The following is a 20214-nucleotide window of genomic DNA, read 5'->3' as shown; positions in this document are numbered from 1 at the left end:
GGCTCCTTACGGGTTGCATGGACGTGTTCGAGCTGGGCGAGGGGACGCCGGAGATCGCGGTCGTCGGCGCCATCCACGGCGACGAGCCGTGTGGCGCCCGCGCGATCGAGCGGCTGCTGGCCGACGAGGCGGCGTTCGAGCGCCCGGTGAAGCTGATCATCGCCAACGAGGAGGCGCTCGCGGCCGGCAGGCGCTACCTGGACGAGGACCTCAACCGGGCGTTTCCCGGCGACCCGGACGCCGACACCCACGAGCGCCGGCTCGCCCACCGCCTCCAGGCGGAGGTGACGGGCTGTACCACCCTTGCGATCCACTCGACGCAGTCGTACGCCGACCCCTTCGCCGTCGTCGACTCGATGGACGAGGTCACCCGCGGCGTCACCCCCCACCTCCCGGTCGACGTCGTCATCCAGACGGACGAGTTCACCGAGGGGCGGCTGATCGAGCACCCCCACACCCTCGAAGTGGAGGCCGGCCTGCAGGGCTCCGACGAGGCCGCGGACAACGCCTACTGGCTCACGCGCGCCTTCCTCGCCGCGACGAGCGCCCTCCCCGCGCCCGGCGCCGATGACGTGGTCGACGCCGGCGGCCGCGAGGACGTGGACGTGTTCCGACTGATCGAGCGGATTCCGAAGCCCGAGGCCGAGCGATACGAGGTGTTCGCCGACAATTTCCGGCGCGTTGAGGCTGGCGAGCGGTTCGCGGCCGCCGACGGCGAGGAGCTCGTCGCCGAGGAGGCGTTCTACCCCGTGCTGCTGTCGGCGTACGGCTACCGCGACCAGTTCGGATACGTGGCCCGGAAGGTCGGCGCGCTCGCCTGACTGCGCGACGCCGCTCCGTGAGGGCCCGTCTCCACTGTCAGGGACTGCGTGCTGAAGAGAACGTCTTCAGCGCCTGCTCCGGGTGTGGCTCTTTATGGCTGGGACGTTTCATCACGAACAATGGCTACGGAAGCGACCTTCACAGTTCCGTCCGATCAGTTCCCCTTAGGGTCGGTGTTCACCCAACGACCGACCGTGACGGTCGAACTGGAACGGATCATCCCCTCGAAGGAGATGGTGATTCCGTATTTTTGGGTGCGGGGAACCGAAGCGGACGATCTCGAGAGCGCGTTCAACGACCATCCAAGCGTCGAGAACATTCGGCTCGTCGATTCCGTCGAGGACGAGCATCTGCTACGCGTCGAGTGGATGCTGGACTACGATGACGTGCTGACCGTGTTGTCGGAGACGAACGTGACACTGATCGCCGCCACCGGCACGAAGCGACAGTGGACGCTTGAGGTACGTGGCGACGCCCGTAGTTCCCTCGCCGACTTCCAGCGACGCTGCCGGGAGGTCGATATTCCGATCACGCTGACGAAACTGCACGCGCTCACGCCCCTCGAAACGGACACCGAAGCGGCGCTCACCGATAAGCAACAGGAAGCGTTAGCACTCGCCTACGAGTGTGGCTATTTCGAATCCCCACGCGAAGTGACCATGGATGAACTCGGCGAGCAGCTCGGCATCACCCAACAGGCCGTCGCCGCTCGCCTTCGGCGCGGTATCAAACACGTTCTCGGGGGCTCTCTTTCCGGGACGACGCCGCCCAATCAGTAGACCACTTAAAAACAGATTGTACTAACAAAGGTAAGTCTCACACTCCCGATTGCACGACATAGACGTGCAACTCAAATGAGGAAGGAATACTCGCCGATCTCAACGGGTTGGGGGCTATGACCGGGTGTGAAGAGTGTGCGGCTGATACGAGCCGTGGTGTCCAAGTAACGTACACGACTGGCTCAACGGAGGAACTCGAGCTGTGTGACCGCTGTCTGCGTGAATTCGAGAACGGAGGATTCGTCTCGGAGATCGTTCGAGTGGAATCGAACGAAGAGTGACGAGGACAGCAGTGCTAACTTCTCCCGCTGTAGTCGACACGACGATTTAAACCGGTTAGCGTCTTTTAAGGCGCCCGTCGGGCGCCTCGTGTCGGCTTCGCCGCCGCAGCCCGCCGGCGTCCTCGTTCGCGTCGCTCGAGAGGGCTCAAAAACGCAGTTTTCGGCGCGAGACGCCGGCGACGCCACAGCCTCACAAAGACGCTGCTACTCGGCACTCGGAGTGCCTCTTATAACGCGCTCGTGGAAAGACGGCCGGTCGACCCGATTCGGAAGTCGGCTTGTTAGTCCCGGTTCCGTCGCTCGATCCGGCCCTCGATCGCGGGGTCGACGCCGAACTCGCGGGCGTAGTCGGCGAGCACCTCGTACTGGATGCCAGCCTCACCGACCCGGTGGCGCTGTTCGAGCGTCGGAAACTCGTGGTCGGAGTGGAGCAGGTACTCGGAGACGGCGACGGTGTACGTCGCGTTCGGAGCGACGGGCTCGCCGCCGACGGTCGCCTCGACGACCTCCTCGGCGGCCTCGTCCCAGACGACGCGCGCGTTGGAGACGTGGCCGTGCCACCAGTCGTCCTCGCCGAAGTCCACGTCGGGCGCGGCCATCTCGCGGAAGATGGCGAGCAGTTCCGTGCCGGTCACCGCCGTCAGCGTGACGGGCTCCTCGAACGGGATGAGGCTGATCAGGTCGGCTTTCGTCACGTCGCCGTCCCACGGGTCACCCTGCCGGAGCCCGCCGGCGTTCGAGAGGCCAACGTCGGCGTCGTGTGCCCACCGGAACGCGTCCGCGACGAAGTTCCCGATCCGACACTCGCCGCCGTGGACCACGTCGCCGGTGCGTTCGATGGGGGTCGGGGCGTGGCCGACGACCTCGTCGAGGTCGGCCTCCGCCATCCGCTGCGTGAGGGCTTCCTGGAGGCCGCCGTGGGTGGCGATTTCGGAGCCGCCGTCTGCAGCAGATTCGACGGAATCCGCGGATTCTCCGCGAAGGTTCGTCTCGTGGAGCGTCGCAGTCGCGCGGTCGCCGGAGAAGTCGACCTCGACGACTGCCTCGCCGTTGACGCCGGGACGGACCAGGAGCGTGTCGTCGACGTGCTCGTTGCGGAGGCTGTGGACGTGACCGCCGAGGACCGCGTCGAGGTCGAGTTCGCGCGCGAGCTCGTCGTCACCGGAGCCGAGATGCGAGAGCGCGACGGCGTAGTCGACACCCTCCGCACGGAGCGCGTCGAGCGCCTCGCGGGCGGCGGGGAGGGGGTCGTCGAAGTCGAGGGGCTCGGCCATCGGGTTCAGCGAATCCGTGGCGGGGTCCGTGAGCCCGAGGAAGCCGACGCGCGCGCCGCCCACCTGCCGGACGGTCCACGGAACGACGCCCTCCTCGCGGCCGAACGGGTTGCCGTCCTCGTCGCGGACGTTCGCGGAGACGAACTCGACGGGGGCGTCCGCGACCAGTCCGCGGAGAGCGTCCGGGCCGTAGTCGAACTCGTGGTTGCCGAACGTGTCGAGGACCGTGTCGGTGGCGGCGTAGAAGTCGAGCGTCTGTCGCCCCTGTGCGACCAGCGAGAGGACGCCGGGCGCGGTCGTGTCGCCCGTGCCGACGACGGCGGCGTCGGGGCCGTCGAGCGCGCGGATCCGGCCGGCGAGCCGTGCGGCCCGGTCCGGGGCGTCGAAGACGTTCTCGATGTCGGAGTAGTGGACCAGCCGTACCATCTACCGACCGGAGTTCCCCGACCGGGTAAAAGGGCTCGAAATCGGCGTGTTCGGCACCGGAGGTGACGGCGACCGATGGCCGGCGTCCGGCGTGTGCCCGGCTCGCATGGCCGGATCGCATTGAAAGCGCTTTTATGATGCCGCGGCGAACTCAGGGCTACAGCCTCTGTGGGGTTGATGATGTGCCGTTCCGATAGGGACCGACCACGGGACGGACACGCGAGCCCGCACGGAGGACAGGTGAACAACATATGGCAGTTTACGTAGACTACGAGACCCCAGCCGACCTCGCCGAGCGAGCCCTCGAGGCTCTCGAGGTCGCACGAGACACCGGTACAGTAAAGAAAGGAACGAACGAGACCACGAAGTCCGTCGAGCGCGGCAACGCCAAGCTCGTCTTCGTCGCCGAGGACGTCTCCCCCGAGGAGATCGTCATGCACCTTCCCGAGCTTTCCGAGGAGAAGGGCATCCCCGTCGTCTTCGTCGACACGCAGGACGAGGTCGGCCAGGCCGCAGGCCTCGAGGTCGGCTCGGCCGCCGCCGCAGTCGTCGACGCCGGCGACGCCGCCGACGACGTCGAGGACATCGCGGAGAAGGTCGAGGAACTCCGGTAATCCACCATGAGCGCAGAAGAGGGAACCGGCGACTCCACCTCCGCGGAGGTTATCGAGGTCGTCGGCAAGACCGGGATGCACGGCGAGGCCATGCAGGTCAAATGCCGCATCCAGGAAGGATCGAACCAGGGTCGAATTATCACCCGGAACGTCCTGGGCCCCGTTCGGCTGGGCGACGTGCTCCAGCTCCGCGAGACCCAGCGTGACGCAGACTCCATCGGAGGTCGCTAACAATGGTTGAGAGACGCACCTGTGATTTCAGCGGCGAGGATATCGAGCCCGGCACGGGCACGATGTTCGTCAAGAAGGATGGTAGCATTCTCCACTTCGTCGACTCGAAGGCGGAGAAGAACTACTTCCTCGGACGCGAGGCGCGTGACCTCGAGTGGACCGAGGACGGTCGTGCCGAGGGCGGCGAATGAGCCAGGACGAGCGCACCTTCGTGATGGTCAAGCCCGATGGCGTCCAGCGCGGACTCATCGGCGAGATCGTCTCGCGGTTCGAGGACCGCGGACTCAAGCTCGTCGCGGGCAAGTTCATGCGGATCGACGAGGCGCTCGCCCACGAACACTACGGTGAACACGAGGACAAGCCGTTCTTCGACGGCCTCGTCGAGTTCATCACCTCCGGCCCCGTCTTCGCGATGGTGTGGGAGGGCGCGGACGCCACGCGGCAGGTCCGCAGCATGGTTGGCGAGACGGACCCCGCCGAATCCGCCCCGGGCACGATCCGCGGCGACTTCGGTCTCGACCTCGGCCACAACGTGATCCACGCGTCGGACCACGAGGACGAGGGCGCCAACGAACGCGAGATCGACCTGTTCTTCGACGAGTCGGAGCTCGTCGACTACGACCTCGACGCCTCGGCGTGGGTGTACGAGGACGCCGGCGACCACTAACGCAAACCCTGACCGGTCTTTCGGCCGGTCATCTACTCGATCGGTCACCCACGTGACCACCCAATTGGCCGCATCTGCGGCCGTCGGCCGGCGACCGCCGGCCCGTTTTTACGGCTCGACAGCTGCAGCTCCACGACACACCACGTTTCCGGTGAAAATAACTGGCGCTGGCGTGGAGTCGTGCGGTTCTCCCGTCGGTTCCCTCTTAAACACCCAACACGACGACCCGTCCATCCTCCGTGACGATGACGACCTCGTTACCGCCGTCGCCGGTCACGTCCGCCAACAATGGCGTGGCGTAGACGATCGTGTCGTCGAGGCCCCCACGAAGGACCGCCTCGCCGCCGCTGTTCGTGCCGAGCACGCCGCCGCCCCGGTTGACCACGACGATCTCCTCGTCACCGTCGCCCGTCACGTCACCCACGGCGGGGGCGTTGACGCGGTTTTCGCCACCATACTGCTGTTTCCAGACCACTTCGCCGTCGAGGAGGTCGACGGCCCAGAGGTCGCCGGTGCCGCCGACGTGGATCCGCCCGGCGTCGGCGCCGCCCACGTCCACGGGAGCGTCCTGTAACCCGACCGAGTAGCGGGACGCGCCGTCGGCGACTTCCAGCGTCGTCAGCGTCCCGTCGACGCCGCCCAGCGCTACGATGCCGCCACGGCGGGTGTCGGCGGCGTTCCAGCTGAGCGCGGTCGTCTCCGTCGGCTCGCTCCAGACGACGTCGCCGTCGCCGTCAACCACGCTGACGCGCTGTCCGTCGGCGTCGTCGGTCAGCACCGCGACACCCGCGCTCGTCAAAGTTCCGGAGACCGCGTCGGCTTCGGGATCGCCCGTCACCGCGAGCGGTTCGAGCGCCGGACTGCCGTCGAGCGCGGTTTCGAGGACCTCGTCTCCGTCGGTGTCGACGGCGAGCAGGGTACCGTCCGCAGTCACCGCGACCAGTTCCGTCTCGCCGTCGTCGGTGAGGTCGACGAACGCGGGCTCGAGTCCCGCCGCATCGTCGAGCTCGACCACGAACCGCTCCTCGCCGTTTGCGGCGTTCACGACCACCAGCTCCCCCGCGTCGGTCGTGAACGCCACGACCGACTCACCGTTAAAGTCGCCGGCGACGAGTCCGCTCGTCTCGGCGGCACTCACGCCGTCAGGGAGGGAGTGCGTCCACGCCACGTCGCCATCGGCGTCGAGCGCGCGGAGGCCGTCGCGGTCGGCTTCATTGGTGTCATCAACAGCAAGCGCCTCGGCGCCCGCGGGCTGGACGATCAGGGGGTCGCCGTCGACGGTCGCCACGACCGCGCCGGAGCCGTCGTCGCCGTGTGCGGGGTCGGCGTCCCAGACGACTTCGGTGTCTGCGGTCGCGTCGTCGAGGCCGACGAACGCAAAGAGGGCGACGCCGACGCCGGTCGCGCCGCCGGCGAACAGAATGAGCAAGACGATGAGGACGCGTCGGTCCATTACGCGCGCTTAGGGAGGGGCGGGCATACCGCTGTCGGAAGCGGTCGTCTCACGATGTCGGACTGAAAAGCGGGTGGCTGTCGAGAGATCGGCTAGTCGGCGGGAGCCGGTTCGGGAGTTGGAGTGGCCGACACGGGCGACTCCCACTCCAGACCACCTTGGTAGTGGTACGTGCCGCCGTCCTGTTCCGGGCTCACGACGGTGAGATGCAGCCACCCGTTGTCGAACAGCCGGCGCACCGATTCGTGCTCCCGGAGGATCTCCGTCACGCGCTCGACGGGCGCGTGGACCACGGCGGTCAGCCGAAGGGGCTGGTGTTGCAGCCGGTCGTCGGCCGCCATGAGCGACTGCTTTGGGAGGCCCGTCATCAGGTCGCCGGCGTTGCCCTGTACGACGCCGACGTTGCCGACCGGGTTCTGCGTCGTCTTGGAGCCGCTGCCGTAGGTGGCGTTGTCCACCGTCGCGAAGTAGTACTGGCTGTTGATCCACTGAGTCACGACGAGCGGCCCCGTCATGATCGCCTCCAGCGCGTCGCCGTCGGGGTCGGTCGACGGGTCGTACGAGTGGAGGAACGCCCGGCCGTCGAGATCCCGGCCGGCCGTCAGCTCCCGCGGCCCGATGACGAACGCGGCGTTGCCGGCCAGTCCCCACTCGGGGCGGGTCTCCGCCCAGTCGGACGCGCGACGCTCCACCTCGCGGACGCCGTCGTCGGGGGTGCCGGCGTCGTCCCCGGTGCCGGCGTTGGTGCCGTCAGCGGCCCCCATTGACGCGGCGCGCTCGGCGGCGGCCGCGGCGCGGGCGTCTTCGAGGTTCTCACGGAGCCGGGCGAGCTCCTCGTGGTGGCTTTCGGGAACCGCGTCGTCGTACAGCGTCACCTCGTCGGTGGTCGTGTTGTGCTCAGCGGCGAGGTACACCGTGTCCGTCGGAATGTCGTGGCCCCGCTCACGGAGACTCTCCTGTACGTCCTCGTCGTTGCAGATGGTCGCGAGCACGCGGGCGCTGGGGCCGCCCGGGTTCCCGGCGCAGGCGCCGCAGTCGAGACTGGAGTCGAACGGGTTGTTCGTCGTCTCGCTCGCGTGCCCGGTGAACACGACCAGCCGGCCGAACTCCTCCCACCCCATCAGCTTGAAGGCGGTCGCAGCGTACTCGACCTTCTCCTCGTGGGTCATCCCGTGGGGGAGACCGCCGTCGGCGGCGTGCCCGTGTCCATCCTCCGTCGCGTCGATCGCCGGCGAACTGAACTCGCTTGGGGAGGGGACGTGCTCGTCGACGACCCGCTTGGCGCGGTGGACGGCGCCCGGGAACAGCGTCCGACCCGCGAGTGCCGCGCCGTAGGCGCTGCCGCCGCCCTCCACGAACGGGAACGCGGCGACGACGTTGCTCTTGAGTGATTTGAAGTGCTTCCGCGTCGCCGTCACGAGGTCGGTCCAGCGGTCGTGCGTCGAGGTGTCGTCCCTGCAAGCGGGGTCCGGACGGTCGCTGACGTGATGCCGGGCGTCGACGATGGGCGGGCAGGCATCGACACCCAGATCGCTCCCGTACGACTGGTAGCGCATGGGGACGCCGAAAAAGCCCGCGTAGCCGTGCGTTTCGTACGGGCCGGCGTTCTCCAGATGGCGGCGGATGATCTCCGAGCGGGTGTCGATACAGAACACGAGCTGTGCGGCCGGGCGCGACTCGCCGCCGTCCGCGGCCGCCGGGTTCTCGCTCACGTCGTCGAGTAGACGACTGCGGTAGCTCTTTTCCCACGCGCTCAGCCACGCTTCGGCCAGTGGAACGTCGTCGTTCTCGTCGTTTTCGTCGGTCAGGTCGTCGGAGTCGTCGTCCGCCTCGCGCTCGGCGGTCACCTCAGCGGGCGCGACGGGAACCCCAAGCTGGTCGGAAAGCGTGAGGCGCACAGCCAGCAGGTCGGCAAGCGAGATCGGGGCGGCCTCCTTCCACGGCCCGTGGCCGTCGGTCGCGCGCCGTTTGACGAACCCGGTCCAGCCGGGAAGGGCCGCGAGATGGTGCTCGAAGATCGCCTCCCACTGTGGTTCGGGGTGATCATGAAGTGCCCTCTCTAGCGCCTCAGTCGCGTTCTCGGGGAGGTCCGACGGCTGCCGCACGCCCGGAACCTCGTCGTCGTACGGCGCCAGCGTGCGCCAGGCGGCGTAGAACCCCTCCTCGCGGTTGGGCATCGGCCACCCGGCCCGTCCCTCGTCCAGAAACGCGGCGAGCCACTTCGCGGTCAGCCGGTCGACTGGCTCCATCGCCGATGACGGCTCGTCGACCTCGTCCGACTCCTCGTTCGTCGCCGCGGCCATCTCCTCGAGCGTGTCCTCCGGGTCGCGCTCGACGCCGAGGGCGTCGAGCTCCGCGGCCAGCACGTCCGAGTCGATCCGCCCCTCCTCCCAGGCGCGACGGAAGACGGCGGGCTTCGGGTATCCTCGCCCGCCGAACACCGATTCGGCGTCCGCCACGGCGCGGTGGAAGGGGCGGTCCTCGAACCCCGAGAGGGGGTTCGCGGTGACGAACGAGTGGATCGGCCACGCGGACCCGACGGTCTCGGCGGCGCGCTCGATGCGTTCCGTGATGGTGGATGTCTCAGTCATTGTATTCCTCCGTCCGTGTCAGCACCGTCGACGGTGCCGGCTGCGAGAGGTTCAACAGCGTCACGTACAGCCGCTCGCTGGACCGGTGCCAGCCGAGCTCCATCACCACGTAAGCGGCGACGAACAGGCCGGCGACGAGCGCGTGCAGCGGGGTGAGATCGGTCGGCGTGCTCGTCATGGGGACGCCGGCGAGCATTGTGGAGACGGCGTTGAACAGCAGGGCGTACGCGCTGATGGCCGTCAGCACGATGGCAGGGATGCAGACGAGTCGGACCGTCGGCGAGAGCGTCGTGCGCCGGAGGATGTCACGTCCGGCGTGCAGCGTCGTCAACACGACGACGAGCGTCAGGATGAGCCCGCTGTCGAGGGCGACCTCACCCCCCTTTCCAGTGAGAGTGAGGAACAGCAGGCCGCCCCCGGCCGCCGTCGCCAGACTGACAACGGCACTCGGGAGCCCCAGCGACGCGGTTTTGGCGTGTTTCGGCGTCGTCCGTTCGACGCCCGCGCCCGACGAGAGGAACAGATACGCCTTGTAACAGCCGTGGAGGATGAGGTGGGCGATGGCGGCCGAAAAGAAGCCGAGCCCACACTGGAGTATCATAAAGCCCATCTGGGCCACCGTCGAGGAGCCGAGTTTGCGCTTCACGTCCGTCTGGACGAGCGCGAGTGCCTGCCCGAGCAGCGCGCTGACCGCGCCGACCACGGCGATCGCGGCCATCGCCGCGAGCTCGGCGGTGAACACCGGGGCGAACCGGGTCAACAGGATCCCGCCGGCGTTGACGAACCCGGCGTGCATCAGCGCGGACGCCGGCGTCGGCGCCGTCATCGACGACATGATCCAGCCGTGGAAGGGGAACAGCGCGGACTGGATGACCGCGGCGAGCAGGATGGTGCCGATGGCGACGACGACGAGCGCGCGGGGGATCGTCTCGACCGCGCCGACGATGCCGGCGATGGAGGTCGTCTCGGTCGCCAGTGCGAGGGTGGCGAGGCCGACCGCCAGCAGCGCCGTGCTTGCGAGGAAGTACCGTCGGGCGAGCCCGGCGGCCGCCTGCGCCTGGACCCAGTCGCGCTCGTGACCGATGAGCGACGCCATCAGGAGGCCCATGCCGAGCCACGTCGCCACGAAGAGCGCGACGTGGTCGGCGGCGGTCATCGCCATCACGACGAGCGTGAACGCGAGGATCCGGGCGAAGAAGCCGTCGAGGTGGCGGTCGCCGGCCATGTACCGCCGGGAGTAGCTGTGGACGATGCCGCTGAAAAACGTCACCACGACCCACATGACGACGGTCAGGCCGTCGACGGCGATGACGCCCGGAACGCTCCACGCGCCCCGGCCAAACACCGCGAGCACGAGCGTCGCCACGCTGAGGAGGAACAGCGTCCACACCACTCGGGTTGCCGTTCGCGGGACCCACGAGGTCGCGCTGGCGGTCGTCTCGGCGTCCTGTGCCCCCCTTCCCTCCGTTGATTGCGGTTCTCCGTCCATTATTCGGTTATTCGCCCCGACCAGCACAGCGCGTCACCAGCAGATCTCTCCACTGAAACCGACAGCAACTGGTCATCTTCTGACTCTTGATAGAACATACTGGTTATTATAACCTTCGAGATTACCAATCTGTTCGCAATATGTGCCACTAAGGAACATAATGGTTGTTCATGTGAGTCTCGCGCGTCGTCTCAACGGGCGCCGGCGCTCGCTACGGTCGGTGGAAGGCGGTCGCCGGCGTTCAGTCGCTCCGACGATCCGGCGCTCACTCGTGAGAAAAGTCGTCGAATGGCGTCGACTCGTGGGCGCGGACCAACACCTCGTCGGCGACGGTGAGTCCGAGTTCCAGGAGGGCCTCCGCAACGGGGGTGATGTCGCTGTCGTCCTCGCCGACGGCCGTTACGAGCAGATTCTGCTCGCCGGTGACCAGTTCCTGGACGGAGACGACGCGCGGGATCTCGAGAATGTCGTCGATGTACTCCTGCCGTTCGGGAATCGGCGCGGTACAGAACAGCAGCATTCGGATCGGGTAGCCCGCCTTCCGGTAGTCAACCTCGGCGGTGTAGCCCTTGATGATCCCCTCGGATTCGAGCCGCTGGATGCGCTTGCGTACCGTACTCGATGAGGCGTCGGTGCGTTCCGCGATCTCCCCCGACGAGAGCGTTCGCGCGTCTTCTTGCAGTGCAAACAGGATCTCCCTGTCGGTCTCGTCGAGCTCGTAGTCCGCCATACGTGCCCGATCGACCGCTTCCGATATAAGAGACGCCGTCCGGCAGCGGAGGGCTCGGAAGTTCGGGGTACAGCGATCGTCGGTCTGAACGCCGGCGACTGGGCGTTAGATGACGAGGCCGACGATCTGGACCAGAAAGCCCACGACGAACACGCCGAGTAGGGCGATCGTGGCGACGACGACGGCGGGCGCGAGCTTCTCGTCGTCCTCGTCGAGGATGATGTGCTCCATGTTCGCCCGAAGGTCACCGGGCGATTTCAAGGCTTCGCTCGCAGGAGCACCGGCGGCCGGCGGTTGGCGGTCGAGGGCCGGCGGTGGGAAGTCAACAGTCGGCGGCCGGCGGTCAGCGCCACTGACGGCCGTCGCCCGTCGGCACGGTCGGCCGGCGGGAGTGTCACCGCGTGTCTCGGCGCCTCCCGAGGGGAACATTCATTTGCGTCTCCCCTGTGGATTCGGACGGATGACTGACGCTGGGCGACCGACCGCCGTACGCCGACGGAGGGCCGATGTCGAACCGTAACGCGGCCGCGGCGGCCGATTCCGACGCCGAAGCGAGCGCCGAGCCCGCCGTCGACGCCGGCGAGCTCGTCGTCGTCTGCGGGCTCCCCGGCGTCGGCAAGACGACCGTCGCCGAGCGGATCGCGACCCACCTCGACGGGCGCGTGCTCCGCACCGACGTGATCCGCAAGGAGCTGTTTCCCGACCCCGAGTACACCGACGAGGAGACCGCAGCCGTGTACGCCGAGCTCCTCTCCCGGGCCCGGGACCGCATCGAAGACGGCGAGAACATCATCCTCGATGCGACCTTCGCCGAGCGCGAGTTCCGCGAGAACGTCCGGGCCATGGCCGACGAGGCGGCCGACGACTTCGAGCTGGTGAAAGTCGAGTGCGAGGAGGCCGTCGTCGAGCGGCGGATCGCCGCGCGCGACGGGATCAGCGACGCCGACTTCGACATTCACCTCCACTTCAAGGAGCTGTTCGACGAGATCGACGCCGACCACCACGTCGTCGACAACTCCGGCGGGGAAGCGGCGACGTTCGCGCAGGTCGACGCCGAGTTCTGAGGGGGTGAGCGCCGTCCCGATCGACTCCCGCCCGCGGTCGCCACACTCCCGACCGTAACCACGGATTCGCCGTGACCGCCGCGCGTGGCGCCGCTGTGCGCCACTTCCACGGCGACTCCGCATGCGGGTATCGCTAACACGCGTCTCCCATGACTTAAGAACCTCAACACACTATATCTGATGTGAGCGAAGAATCCGGGCGACGGAACCTCCGAATGCCCAACGACGACGAAGTGTTCGCCATCGTGACCGAACACAACGGCGGAAACCACGTGACGCTTCGGTGTGCTGACGGTGAAGAGCGGATGGGCCGTATCCCCGGCCGCATGAAGTACCGGACGTGGATCAACGAGGGCGACGTCGTGGTCGCCGAACCGTGGAGCTGGCAGGACGAGAAGGCGAACGTCGAGTGGCGCTACTCCGACGAGGACGCCGACCAACTGCGCCGCGAAGGTCACATCGAATAGCGCGCAGTGTTTTCCCGCGAGCGTCGACCAGTGAGCGGCGCCGCCGTCCTGCGCGCGCCGGCGCTCTCGCTCGTGTGATCGACCACCACGCAGCCCTCCGATTCGCGGGTGTTATCCCCGAGTGATACGGACGGCAGGACATGCAACGACGAACCTACCTGCGGACGGTCGCCGCCGGCGCGACGACGGCGGGCGCAACCGGGCTCGCCGGCTGTCTCGGCGACGAGGAGACGTACGACCCCGACGAGCAGCCGGTGGCGGCGTGGGCGAACGGCGAGGTCGAGTTCGGCCTCCCGCCGTTTCAGGATGCCGAGGAGCTCGAACAGCAGTACGAGGGTACCTTCGAGTGGCTCGCCGACGGCTTCGAGGCCGTGAGCGTCGAGGGCGTGCCGACGACCGACTACGCCGGCGTCGTCGAGAGCGTCCTGCAGGGCCACACGGAGCTCGCGAACCTCTCCCCGATCATCTTCTCGCTGGCGATGGACGACGGCGTCCACCCGCTGGCGATCAACTGGTCACACGGCGCCGACTCCTACTACACCTACATCGCGACGCGCGAGGAGACGGACATCGAGGAGCTCGCGGACCTCGACGGGCGCAGGATCGCGATGGTCGACCCCATGTCGGCAAGCGGCGGGATCTTCCCGCGCTACACGCTCTCGGAGGCGGGTCTCGACGCCGGCGACGTTGAGACGCCGCCGGGCGACTTCGAGATCGAATGGGCCGGCGGTCATGACGCCGCGCTCCGCGCGTTAGAGGAGGGCCACGTCGACGCCGCCGCCTACGGCGACTTCCAGCACCCCAACGACGACGAGATCGTAAAGGTGGCCGAGAGCGACCCGATTCCGTTCGACGTGGTGTGTGCAACCCCGGACACGCCCGCGGAGGTCGTCGACGCGCTCGCCGAGCGCCTGCAGGCGACCCCCGAGGACGCGCTCGCGGAACACCGCGTCGACGAGTACGGTCCCTTCGACCGCGACCTCTACGAGCAGGTCCGCGACGTCGCCAGCGAGATGGGCGTCGACGTCGACACACTCGACGAGGCGGCCGACGAGGGCGAGGAGTAACTCGGAACCGAGCCGTCCACAGCCATGCTCACGGTCGAGACCCTGACGAAGCGCTACGGTGACGAGACGGTCGTCAGTTCGGTCTCCGCTCGGCTTCAACCCGGCGAGGTGACCGTGCTCGTCGGTCGGTCCGGCGCCGGAAAGACGACGCTACTGCGGTGTCTCGACGGACTCGAACGACCCGACGAGGGGCGAGTCCGGCTCGACGGGGCTCCGCTCGCCCCGGCGGACGCCGCGCTCGTCTTTCAGTCGGGGGCGCTCGTCGACCGAAAGTCCGCCCTTGAAAACGTGCTCGACGGGTCGCTCGGTCGGGAGCCGGAATGGCGCGAGCTGCTCGGCGTCCACTCCACTCGGGAGAAGCGCGCCGCCGTCGAACGACTCCACGCAGTCGGCTTGGCGGGGCATGCCGACCGTCGAGTGGGGTCGCTCTCCGGTGGTGAACAACAGCGCGTTGGCGTCGCCCGTGCGCTCCAACAGGAGCCGTCCGTTCTGCTGGCCGACGAACCCGTGGCGTCGCTGGACCCGGAAACCGCTCGGTCGGTGCTCGCCCTCTTTGGTGAGGTTGTCGGTGAACACGGTCTCGTCGGCGTCGTGAGCCTTCATCAGCCGAGGCTTGCGGACGAGGTCGCGGACCGGTTCCTCGGCATGCGCGCGGGCGAGCTGGTCGTCGACGTGTCGGCCGAGGAGTTCGACGAGACCACCCGCCGAGAGGTGTACGGCGATGGCTGAGGACGCGCCCTCCGTCGAGGAAGAGGTCGAGCACGTTCGCCGGCGATGGCGGCGCCGGACCGCCGCCCGGATCGTGGGGCTGCTCGCGCTGGTGACGGGCGTCGCGGTGACCGCGCGGTGGATCGGCCTCGACCCCGGCTACCTCTACGCCCACCGGGAGAACTTCCGGCGCGTGCTGTTCGAGGAGATGCTCGCGCCTGGGCCGCTGCTCGAACAGCTCAGTGCGGATGCCCCGCGGTTGGTGCCGGCGGCCGGCGAGACCCTGGCGATCGCCGCGGTCGGCACCGCGATCGGGCTTCCGCTGGCGTTCCTGCTCGGCGTGGCCGCCGCGAGCAACGTGAGTCCCCGGCCGGTGTCGACCAGCGTGCGGACGCTCCTTGGTGGGATCCGCGCCGTTCCGAGCATGGTGTATGCCCTCCTCTTTGTGGTACTCGCCGGACTCGGGCCGGTCGCCGGCGCGCTCGCCATCGCGGCGGGGACGGTCGGCGACCTCGGCCGGCTGTTCGCTGACGAGCTGGAGGAGGTCGACCCGCGACCCGCCGAGGCGGTGCGCTCGGCGGGCGCCTCGGTCGTCGCCACCACGGCGGCAGCCCGGCTCCCGCAGGCGTCGACCGCGTTTCTGGCGTGGACGCTGTTCTACCTCGAGATCAACGCCAGAAAGAGCACCGTCCTCGGCATCGTGGGCGCCGGCGGGATCGGCTACCCGCTGATCACGGCGTTCCGCGCGCGCAACTACACGCGGGTGATGGCCGCGGTCGTCATCATCCTCGTGCTCGTGGTCGGGGTCGAGCTGGTCGCCAACCGGCTCCGTGACCGGTACGGGCTGGAGCGCGGTCGGGACGCCTGATCGGCCTCGTTCCCGTTCGCCACGTCCCGAACGGGTCACTCCGCCGGCGCGTACAGCACGTAGCCGCGCGCGGCGCCGAACGCGACGGCTCACGGGTCCGGAACGCTTCCGAGGTCGTCGACCCGACGAGCGTGATCGGCACGGGATCCGGCGCCAGAGGCGGGACCGCGACCGGTAGACGGCGAGGTGGGAGCAGCGCCACGCTCGGCCGGCAAGGTTGCGGTCGAGCCACCACAATGTGCGCAGCGAGGGGGTCATCCGAGGTGGTTGGCGTGGAGCGGGATTAAAAGGGGTCGGCGGAGCGGAGGACGGGAAATTAGGGCGTAGATGGCCGTCGCTCACTCCGTTTGAAAAGGCCTCGGCACTCATAGGGCTCGTCGTCACCGGTGCCGAGTCGGCTCGGAGCGGTTGATCGTCATCGGCCACGCGGCCGTAGGGGACGGTGACGTTTAAACGCCGGCGGTTGCGGGCGGTTGCGGGCGGTTGCGGGCGGTTGCGGGCGGGTCAACCCCTCAACCACGACGCTCGCCGGGCGGTTAACGAGAGGGTGGCGCCCGACGACGCGGCACGTCGGTGCCGGCGCCGTGGGCGCGGGCGGCGGTCACTCCGTGTGGAGCGACCCCGCGTAGCGGTTGTGCCAGTCGGCGCCGTTCGGGATTCGGCGGGTGTCGCCGGCGTCGAACGGCGCGGGCGCGTTGGCGACCGCCTCGGCGGCGGTCGGGAGCTGTTCGTCGGCTCGTGCCGTACCGTCCGGAAAGTCCGGCGCCTGCGGGAGCTCGGCGGGCGAGCTGTCCTCCGTCGAGGTCGCGTACGCGGATCCGGTCGGGGGTTCAGTCGTGTACTACGGGTGGCACACCACCTGCTACAACCCAGTCCTACATAATTGTTCATGTTGGATACAAACGTTGCGCCCGCCGGCGTCCGTGGGGACCCGTCCCGATTCGAGGAGTCGGTCGTATCGCAAGCGGCGCGTTGAAGGCGCTCGCGGGTTGACCCTCTTATATGACCGTCGTGGCCGTGTTAGCGAACCCGCCCCGCGAGGGGCTCGTCGGAACGGAGATCGCCGAGTCGACGCCGCTGTCACCCGCGGAGGCCGCCGAGCTCTACGAGGCGGTGTTCCGCGACGCCGTCGCCGCCGTCGCGCGCTCGGGCGGCGACCTGCTCGTCAACTACCCCGAGAGCGACCAGCTTCCCGAGGAACACCGCACGGACGGCTCCCCCGAGGCGGAGCTCCGCACCATCGTCGCCGATACGCTGGGCGGCACTGGGGACGTTCGCTTCGAGCCGCAGGTGGGCTCCAGCTTCGAGGCGCGCGCGGCGAACACCGCGACGCACCTCCTCCGTGAGGAGGACGCCGACTCCGTCGCCGTCGTCCGCCCGACGGCGCCGTTCCTCTCGCGCACCATCATCGACGCGGCCGCGATGAAGCTCCGCACCAACGGCGCGGTGCTCGGCGTCTCCACCCGCGGGCGAACGTACTACGCCGGGTTCACGGAGGCCGTCGACTTCGAGGGAGCGTTCGCCGAGCCGAGCCTCCGGTCGCTGACGGAGGCCGCGCGCGACGCCGGCCTCGACGTGGAGTTCGTGGAGACCACTCCCTCCCTCGAGACCGGCGACGACCTGCTCGACGTGGTTCCCCTGCTCCGGGCACGGATCGCGGCCGAGCGCATCGTCCCCGAACACGTTGCCACCTTCGTGCACGAGCACGGGCTCGACGTGGTCGTCGAAGACGGCGACCGACGACTGGTCCGCGAGTAGCGAGCGAACGCTGTCCCGTACCGACATTCATTAGTCGGGCCGGACCACACGGGCAGTTGTGGTGGGATGGCAGAGCGGCCCATTGCGCCTGTCTTGAAAACAGGTGGCCTTACGGCCTCCTGGGTTCAAATCCCAGTCCCACCGCGTTTTTGTGCCGTACACGGTGATTCGTGAGCCATCCGGCCACGAATCGCGATGGCTGCGAGTAGTCCTCCCGAGTGTTGACGATGCGCACGCCGGCGAACTCGGACCGAATCCGTGGTAGTGCCCTGGCGTAATCGCCGGCGGATCCGTCGGAGACGACCCCGGGACCGCTACCCAACCGTCCGGAACGTGCCGGCGTCAGACGACCCTCTGTCTAGTGGTGCTTGTTACCACACGTCTCATTATCTTTAACTTGAATCCGATGGAATAGTTAGTTGGTGAATTTACGATGAGCTACGAACTCGATCCGCTTCCGTACGACTACGACGCGCTTGAACCCCACATCTCCGAGCAGGTGCTCACGTGGCATCACGACACGCATCATCAGGGCTACGTCAACGGCTGGAATTCGGCCGAGGAGACGCTTGCCGAGAACCGCGAGGAGGGTGACTTCTCGTCGTCCGGCGGCGCGCTCCGCAACGTGACCCACAACGGTTCGGGGCACGTCCTGCACGACCTGTTCTGGCAGAACATGTCGCCCGAGGGCGGCGACGAGCCCACCGGGGCGCTCGCCGACCGCATCGAGGAGGACTTCGGCTCGTACGAGGCCTGGAAGGGCGAGTTCGAGGCGGCGGCCTCCGCGGCCGGCGGCTGGGCGCTTTTGGTGTACGACAGCTTCTCGAACCAGCTTCGGAACGTCGTCGTCGACAAGCACGACCAGGGTGCGCTGTGGGGCAGCCACGCCATCCTCGCGCTCGACGTCTGGGAGCACTCCTACTACCACGACTACGGTCCGGCCCGCGGCGAGTTCGTCGAGAACTTCTTCGAGGTCGTCGACTGGGAGGAGCCGTCCGCCCGCTACGAGCAGGCCGTCGAGCTGTTCGAGTAAGCGACACGCCCACCCGGGCGCGTCGAATCCCGATTTTTCTTTGATCTGCGTTCCGGTGAGACCCAGCTTCGTCGCCCGCACGATGCTAATGAGGGAGATCACCCGTGGCTGTACAGTTGCGGTCGCTGTGTGGTTGCGGTCGCTGTGCGGTAGGCCGTCTCCGTCGAGGGCCGCGAGCGCCGGCGTCTGCCGGCGCTCGCGGCCCTTTTTCGTGGAGATTTTTGACCGGGGATTGAGCGGAACCGGCAAAGCCGGTTCCGCAAACCCCCCGGCGTACAGGCCGATACGGTGGTCGGCGTCTTCGAGGAACGTTCGGAACCGCTCGAACGCCGTGAAGCCGTGGACGGTGTAGGTGAACCCCGCGTGGTAGAGCGTCTCGTCGGTGTCGCGGGTGACGTAGCCGTACCGCTCGTTGTCGATGAACCCCTCGGGGTCGAGATCCCCGGTGCGCGCGGCGACGTCCTCGTGCACGTAGAGCCGCTCGTAGGTCCACTGGTCGAACAGCCGGACGTCACGGAGCGACTCGCCGCCGAACTCCCGACAGGCGTCCACGAGCCGCTCCGTTGCGTCGCTCATAGTGGTCCCACTTGTCTGCTGGACATGATCGTTTTCGTCACCGTACGAGGCGTTATCCGACATGTGGAGTGCGTGGAGGGGAACTCGAATCGGCGTCCATCGGCAGCGTTTACGGACTGGGATCCGTATCGTCGTGTATGCCCGAACCGAAATCGACGTTCGACGAGACGTTCCCGTGTGACTTCTATGACCCCGACGAACTGCTCGATCCGGAGATGATGTACACCGTTCCCGAGATCGCCCGATTGTTACAGGGGTTATCGCCGACTGCTGAGATAGATGAGGGAACTGAGAACGTTCTGATAGACTGGGCGATTCCCTGGATCATGGTCAACGGCGAGGATCTCGTCATTGCCGAACCACTGGAAGAGGAGGGTCCCGGATACTACGGCGTCGCGCCACACGCCGTCTCGGACGACGAGGCGGGCGAGTCGTCGGCGTAGCTCCAGTTCGGCTGCGCGACGACCGTTCGCTCCTCGGATCGGTGGCATTCGAGACGGTCGCATCAACTCGGCCAGAACTCCCGATGTTGCTTGAGTTCGCCACAAAATCCGACCGCCAGTATCGGGGCGCTACGTCTCGACGACGACCGCACCCGGTGCGTTGGCGACGACGCTCGCGAGTCCCTTTCGTGCGTTTGCTTTCCGCGTGTACCCCTCGCCGCTCGTGGCGACCACGTTCCCGTTGTGGTGCCGCAGGCGCCAGCGCCACTCACCGGCCGTATCAGTGAACAGCTCGAAGCGAGCGCGGCTCGTGGCAGCCTCGCTATCACCCGACTCCGGCACGTTCGCGCCAGTTCCGCCCTCCTCGACGGTGTCCGTCTCGTCGTCGTGTGCCACGGTTGGCGCCGGCGCGAACAGCCCCGTGAGGGCGGGCTTGGCTTCGACGCCGCCGCTCGCTCCGTCGGCGTCGTCCGCTTCCGGCGCCGCATCAGCGCTCTCCGCCGACTCCACTTCCGCGGCCTTTGCACCCGGCTCGTCGGCAGCGTCCGCTGGTACCGTGCCGCGATCGCGCTCGGCGGGGGTCACCGGACGCTCGCCGTCCGCAGGTTCCCAGTCGAGTTCCAGTTCGATCTCCACCCCGTCCGCTTCGGCTTCGAGCTCGATGCCGACCCCGAGCGTCTCCGGGATGTCGAGGTCGAACCGGTCGTCCGGGTCCGCCGGATCGGCGACTCGGAGCCGTCCGGATGCGACGCCGCCGGCGACGGCGCCGAGAATCGCCGCAACGTCCCGTCGGCTCGCTACCCGTTCGAGTTCCAGTTCGTGGTCCATGCTACCCACTCGCCGGCACGGGGGTAAAGGGCAGCGACGGCGGGG

At 67.9% G+C, this 20214-nt stretch carries 21 protein-coding genes, 1 tRNA gene and 1 pseudogene; 15 read left to right on the top strand and 8 right to left on the bottom strand.

All coding sequences use genetic code 11. The annotated features are described in order from the left end of the window. Positions 1-17: 17 nt before the first annotated feature. Together ACYQ07_RS13370 and ACYQ07_RS13365 are read left to right on the top strand one after the other, a co-directional pair. A complete protein-coding gene (locus ACYQ07_RS13370; RefSeq protein WP_459882407.1) occupies positions 18-821 on the top strand; it encodes a M14 family metallopeptidase in 804 nt (267 codons plus the stop codon). Positions 822-941: 120 nt separating this feature from the next. Beyond that, complete coding sequence (locus tag ACYQ07_RS13365; RefSeq protein WP_459882405.1) at positions 942-1601, top strand: helix-turn-helix domain-containing protein; 660 nt, start codon at positions 942-944, stop codon at positions 1599-1601. Positions 1602-2163: 562 nt separating this feature from the next. Here the strand turns inward: ACYQ07_RS13365 and ACYQ07_RS13360 are convergent. Further along, positions 2164-3582 (bottom strand): bifunctional metallophosphatase/5'-nucleotidase, encoded by a 1419-nt coding sequence (locus ACYQ07_RS13360; protein WP_459882403.1) that lies wholly within the window; start codon positions 3580-3582, stop codon positions 2164-2166. A 251-nt stretch (positions 3583-3833) separates the two neighbouring features. On the opposite strand from ACYQ07_RS13360, the gene rpl7ae reads away from it, so the two are divergent. From rpl7ae to ndk, 4 genes are read left to right on the top strand one after another with little or no spacing between them, the layout of a single operon-like run. After that, positions 3834-4196, top strand: a complete 363-nt coding sequence (rpl7ae, locus tag ACYQ07_RS13355; protein WP_459882401.1) for a 50S ribosomal protein L7Ae — start codon at positions 3834-3836, stop codon at positions 4194-4196. A 6-nt stretch (positions 4197-4202) separates the two neighbouring features. Continuing rightward, a complete protein-coding gene (locus ACYQ07_RS13350; protein WP_459882399.1) occupies positions 4203-4427 on the top strand; it encodes a 30S ribosomal protein S28e in 225 nt (74 codons plus the stop codon). A gap of 2 nt (positions 4428-4429) precedes the next feature. Continuing rightward, positions 4430-4618 (top strand): 50S ribosomal protein L24e, encoded by a 189-nt coding sequence (locus ACYQ07_RS13345; protein WP_459882397.1) that lies wholly within the window; start codon positions 4430-4432, stop codon positions 4616-4618. Continuing rightward, positions 4615-5094, top strand: a complete 480-nt coding sequence (gene ndk, locus ACYQ07_RS13340; protein WP_459882395.1) for a nucleoside-diphosphate kinase — start codon at positions 4615-4617, stop codon at positions 5092-5094. Before ACYQ07_RS13345 ends, ndk begins: the two co-directional genes overlap by 4 nt. A gap of 205 nt (positions 5095-5299) precedes the next feature. On the opposite strand, the gene ACYQ07_RS13335 is transcribed toward ndk, so the two are convergent. The 5 genes from ACYQ07_RS13335 to ACYQ07_RS13315 all read right to left on the bottom strand — a co-directional run bounded on the left by ACYQ07_RS13335 (position 5300) and on the right by ACYQ07_RS13315 (position 11588). Continuing rightward, on the bottom strand, positions 5300-6547 hold the full coding sequence (locus ACYQ07_RS13335; RefSeq protein WP_459882393.1) for an outer membrane protein assembly factor BamB family protein: 1248 nt from the start codon (positions 6545-6547) through the stop codon (positions 5300-5302). A 92-nt stretch (positions 6548-6639) separates the two neighbouring features. After that, positions 6640-9138 carry a DUF2309 domain-containing protein gene (locus ACYQ07_RS13330; RefSeq protein ID WP_459882390.1) on the bottom strand — a complete coding sequence of 833 codons (2499 nt, stop codon included), beginning with the start codon at positions 9136-9138 and terminating at the stop codon, positions 6640-6642. Further along, on the bottom strand, positions 9131-10627 hold the full coding sequence (locus ACYQ07_RS13325; protein WP_459882388.1) for a proton-conducting transporter transmembrane domain-containing protein: 1497 nt from the start codon (positions 10625-10627) through the stop codon (positions 9131-9133). Before ACYQ07_RS13325 ends, ACYQ07_RS13330 begins: the two co-directional genes overlap by 8 nt. Before the next feature lie 265 nt (positions 10628-10892). Continuing rightward, entirely contained in the window at positions 10893-11357 is a 465-nt protein-coding gene (locus ACYQ07_RS13320; protein WP_459882386.1) for an Lrp/AsnC family transcriptional regulator, read from the bottom strand. A gap of 105 nt (positions 11358-11462) precedes the next feature. Then, positions 11463-11588, bottom strand: coding sequence for a hypothetical protein (locus ACYQ07_RS13315; RefSeq protein WP_459882384.1), 126 nt, complete (start codon positions 11586-11588; stop codon positions 11463-11465). 275 nt (positions 11589-11863) lie between these two features. Here ACYQ07_RS13315 and ACYQ07_RS13310 point away from each other — a divergent pair, with 275 nt between their 5' ends. The 8 genes from ACYQ07_RS13310 (at position 11864) to sod (ending at position 18322) form a co-directional block, all read left to right on the top strand. Then, positions 11864-12421, top strand: coding sequence for a P-loop nucleotide/nucleoside kinase family protein (locus tag ACYQ07_RS13310; RefSeq protein ID WP_459882382.1), 558 nt, complete (start codon positions 11864-11866; stop codon positions 12419-12421). A gap of 182 nt (positions 12422-12603) precedes the next feature. Next, positions 12604-12888 (top strand): translation initiation factor eIF-1A, encoded by a 285-nt coding sequence (locus ACYQ07_RS13305; protein ID WP_459882380.1) that lies wholly within the window; start codon positions 12604-12606, stop codon positions 12886-12888. Positions 12889-13028: 140 nt separating this feature from the next. After that, entirely contained in the window at positions 13029-13955 is a 927-nt protein-coding gene (locus tag ACYQ07_RS13300) for a PhnD/SsuA/transferrin family substrate-binding protein (protein WP_459882378.1), read from the top strand. Positions 13956-13979: 24 nt separating this feature from the next. Next, positions 13980-14684, top strand: coding sequence for a phosphonate ABC transporter ATP-binding protein (locus ACYQ07_RS13295; protein ID WP_459882377.1), 705 nt, complete (start codon positions 13980-13982; stop codon positions 14682-14684). Then, positions 14677-15531, top strand: a complete 855-nt coding sequence (gene phnE / locus ACYQ07_RS13290; protein WP_459882375.1) for a phosphonate ABC transporter, permease protein PhnE — start codon at positions 14677-14679, stop codon at positions 15529-15531. The genes ACYQ07_RS13295 and phnE overlap by 8 nt, the downstream gene beginning before the upstream one ends. 1002 nt (positions 15532-16533) lie before the next feature. Continuing rightward, positions 16534-17289, top strand: a complete 756-nt coding sequence (locus tag ACYQ07_RS13285) for a hypothetical protein (RefSeq protein ID WP_459882373.1) — start codon at positions 16534-16536, stop codon at positions 17287-17289. A 60-nt stretch (positions 17290-17349) separates the two neighbouring features. Next, a tRNA-Ser gene (locus ACYQ07_RS13280) sits at positions 17350-17433 on the top strand. Positions 17434-17722: 289 nt separating this feature from the next. Beyond that, complete coding sequence (sod, locus tag ACYQ07_RS13275) at positions 17723-18322, top strand: superoxide dismutase [Mn] (protein ID WP_459882371.1); 600 nt, start codon at positions 17723-17725, stop codon at positions 18320-18322. A 306-nt stretch (positions 18323-18628) separates the two neighbouring features. Here the strand turns inward: sod and ACYQ07_RS13270 are convergent. Continuing rightward, positions 18629-18898: pseudogene (locus ACYQ07_RS13270) on the bottom strand (DUF7522 family protein); the annotation flags it as partial. A 137-nt stretch (positions 18899-19035) separates the two neighbouring features. Here ACYQ07_RS13270 and ACYQ07_RS13265 point away from each other — a divergent pair. Further along, positions 19036-19341 (top strand): DUF5827 family protein, encoded by a 306-nt coding sequence (locus ACYQ07_RS13265; RefSeq protein ID WP_459882369.1) that lies wholly within the window; start codon positions 19036-19038, stop codon positions 19339-19341. A 129-nt stretch (positions 19342-19470) separates the two neighbouring features. Here ACYQ07_RS13265 and ACYQ07_RS13260 read toward each other — a convergent pair whose 3' ends face one another. Continuing rightward, positions 19471-20169: an amphi-Trp domain-containing protein gene (locus ACYQ07_RS13260; RefSeq protein WP_459882367.1), complete on the bottom strand. Its 699-nt coding sequence runs from the start codon at positions 20167-20169 to the stop codon at positions 19471-19473. Positions 20170-20214 lie beyond the last annotated feature (45 nt).

The sequence above is a fragment of the Halorubrum gandharaense genome (assembly GCF_054654575.1).
This window is presented reverse-complemented; position numbering and strand designations above follow the sequence as displayed.

What these genes read in the sequence shown, in the direction of transcription:
- ACYQ07_RS13325 (WP_459882388.1), bottom strand. Translation starts at nt 10,627, where the DNA reads ATGGACGGAGAACCGCAATCAACGGAGGGAAGGGGGGCACAGGACGCC.
- ACYQ07_RS13265 (WP_459882369.1), top strand. Translation starts at nt 19,036, where the DNA reads ATGCCCGAACCGAAATCGACGTTCGACGAGACGTTCCCGTGTGACTTC.
- ACYQ07_RS13300 (WP_459882378.1), top strand. Translation starts at nt 13,029, where the DNA reads ATGCAACGACGAACCTACCTGCGGACGGTCGCCGCCGGCGCGACGACG.
- ACYQ07_RS13350 (WP_459882399.1), top strand. Translation starts at nt 4,203, where the DNA reads ATGAGCGCAGAAGAGGGAACCGGCGACTCCACCTCCGCGGAGGTTATC.
- sod (WP_459882371.1), top strand. Translation starts at nt 17,723, where the DNA reads ATGAGCTACGAACTCGATCCGCTTCCGTACGACTACGACGCGCTTGAA.
- ndk (WP_459882395.1), top strand. Translation starts at nt 4,615, where the DNA reads ATGAGCCAGGACGAGCGCACCTTCGTGATGGTCAAGCCCGATGGCGTC.
- ACYQ07_RS13320 (WP_459882386.1), bottom strand. Translation starts at nt 11,357, where the DNA reads ATGGCGGACTACGAGCTCGACGAGACCGACAGGGAGATCCTGTTTGCA.
- ACYQ07_RS13285 (WP_459882373.1), top strand. Translation starts at nt 16,534, where the DNA reads ATGACCGTCGTGGCCGTGTTAGCGAACCCGCCCCGCGAGGGGCTCGTC.
- ACYQ07_RS13365 (WP_459882405.1), top strand. Translation starts at nt 942, where the DNA reads ATGGCTACGGAAGCGACCTTCACAGTTCCGTCCGATCAGTTCCCCTTA.
- ACYQ07_RS13295 (WP_459882377.1), top strand. Translation starts at nt 13,980, where the DNA reads ATGCTCACGGTCGAGACCCTGACGAAGCGCTACGGTGACGAGACGGTC.
- ACYQ07_RS13310 (WP_459882382.1), top strand. Translation starts at nt 11,864, where the DNA reads ATGTCGAACCGTAACGCGGCCGCGGCGGCCGATTCCGACGCCGAAGCG.
- ACYQ07_RS13315 (WP_459882384.1), bottom strand. Translation starts at nt 11,588, where the DNA reads ATGGAGCACATCATCCTCGACGAGGACGACGAGAAGCTCGCGCCCGCC.
- ACYQ07_RS13360 (WP_459882403.1), bottom strand. Translation starts at nt 3,582, where the DNA reads ATGGTACGGCTGGTCCACTACTCCGACATCGAGAACGTCTTCGACGCC.
- ACYQ07_RS13260 (WP_459882367.1), bottom strand. Translation starts at nt 20,169, where the DNA reads ATGGACCACGAACTGGAACTCGAACGGGTAGCGAGCCGACGGGACGTT.
- ACYQ07_RS13345 (WP_459882397.1), top strand. Translation starts at nt 4,430, where the DNA reads ATGGTTGAGAGACGCACCTGTGATTTCAGCGGCGAGGATATCGAGCCC.
- phnE (WP_459882375.1), top strand. Translation starts at nt 14,677, where the DNA reads ATGGCTGAGGACGCGCCCTCCGTCGAGGAAGAGGTCGAGCACGTTCGC.
- ACYQ07_RS13335 (WP_459882393.1), bottom strand. Translation starts at nt 6,547, where the DNA reads ATGGACCGACGCGTCCTCATCGTCTTGCTCATTCTGTTCGCCGGCGGC.
- ACYQ07_RS13330 (WP_459882390.1), bottom strand. Translation starts at nt 9,138, where the DNA reads ATGACTGAGACATCCACCATCACGGAACGCATCGAGCGCGCCGCCGAG.
- ACYQ07_RS13370 (WP_459882407.1), top strand. Translation starts at nt 18, where the DNA reads ATGGACGTGTTCGAGCTGGGCGAGGGGACGCCGGAGATCGCGGTCGTC.
- rpl7ae (WP_459882401.1), top strand. Translation starts at nt 3,834, where the DNA reads ATGGCAGTTTACGTAGACTACGAGACCCCAGCCGACCTCGCCGAGCGA.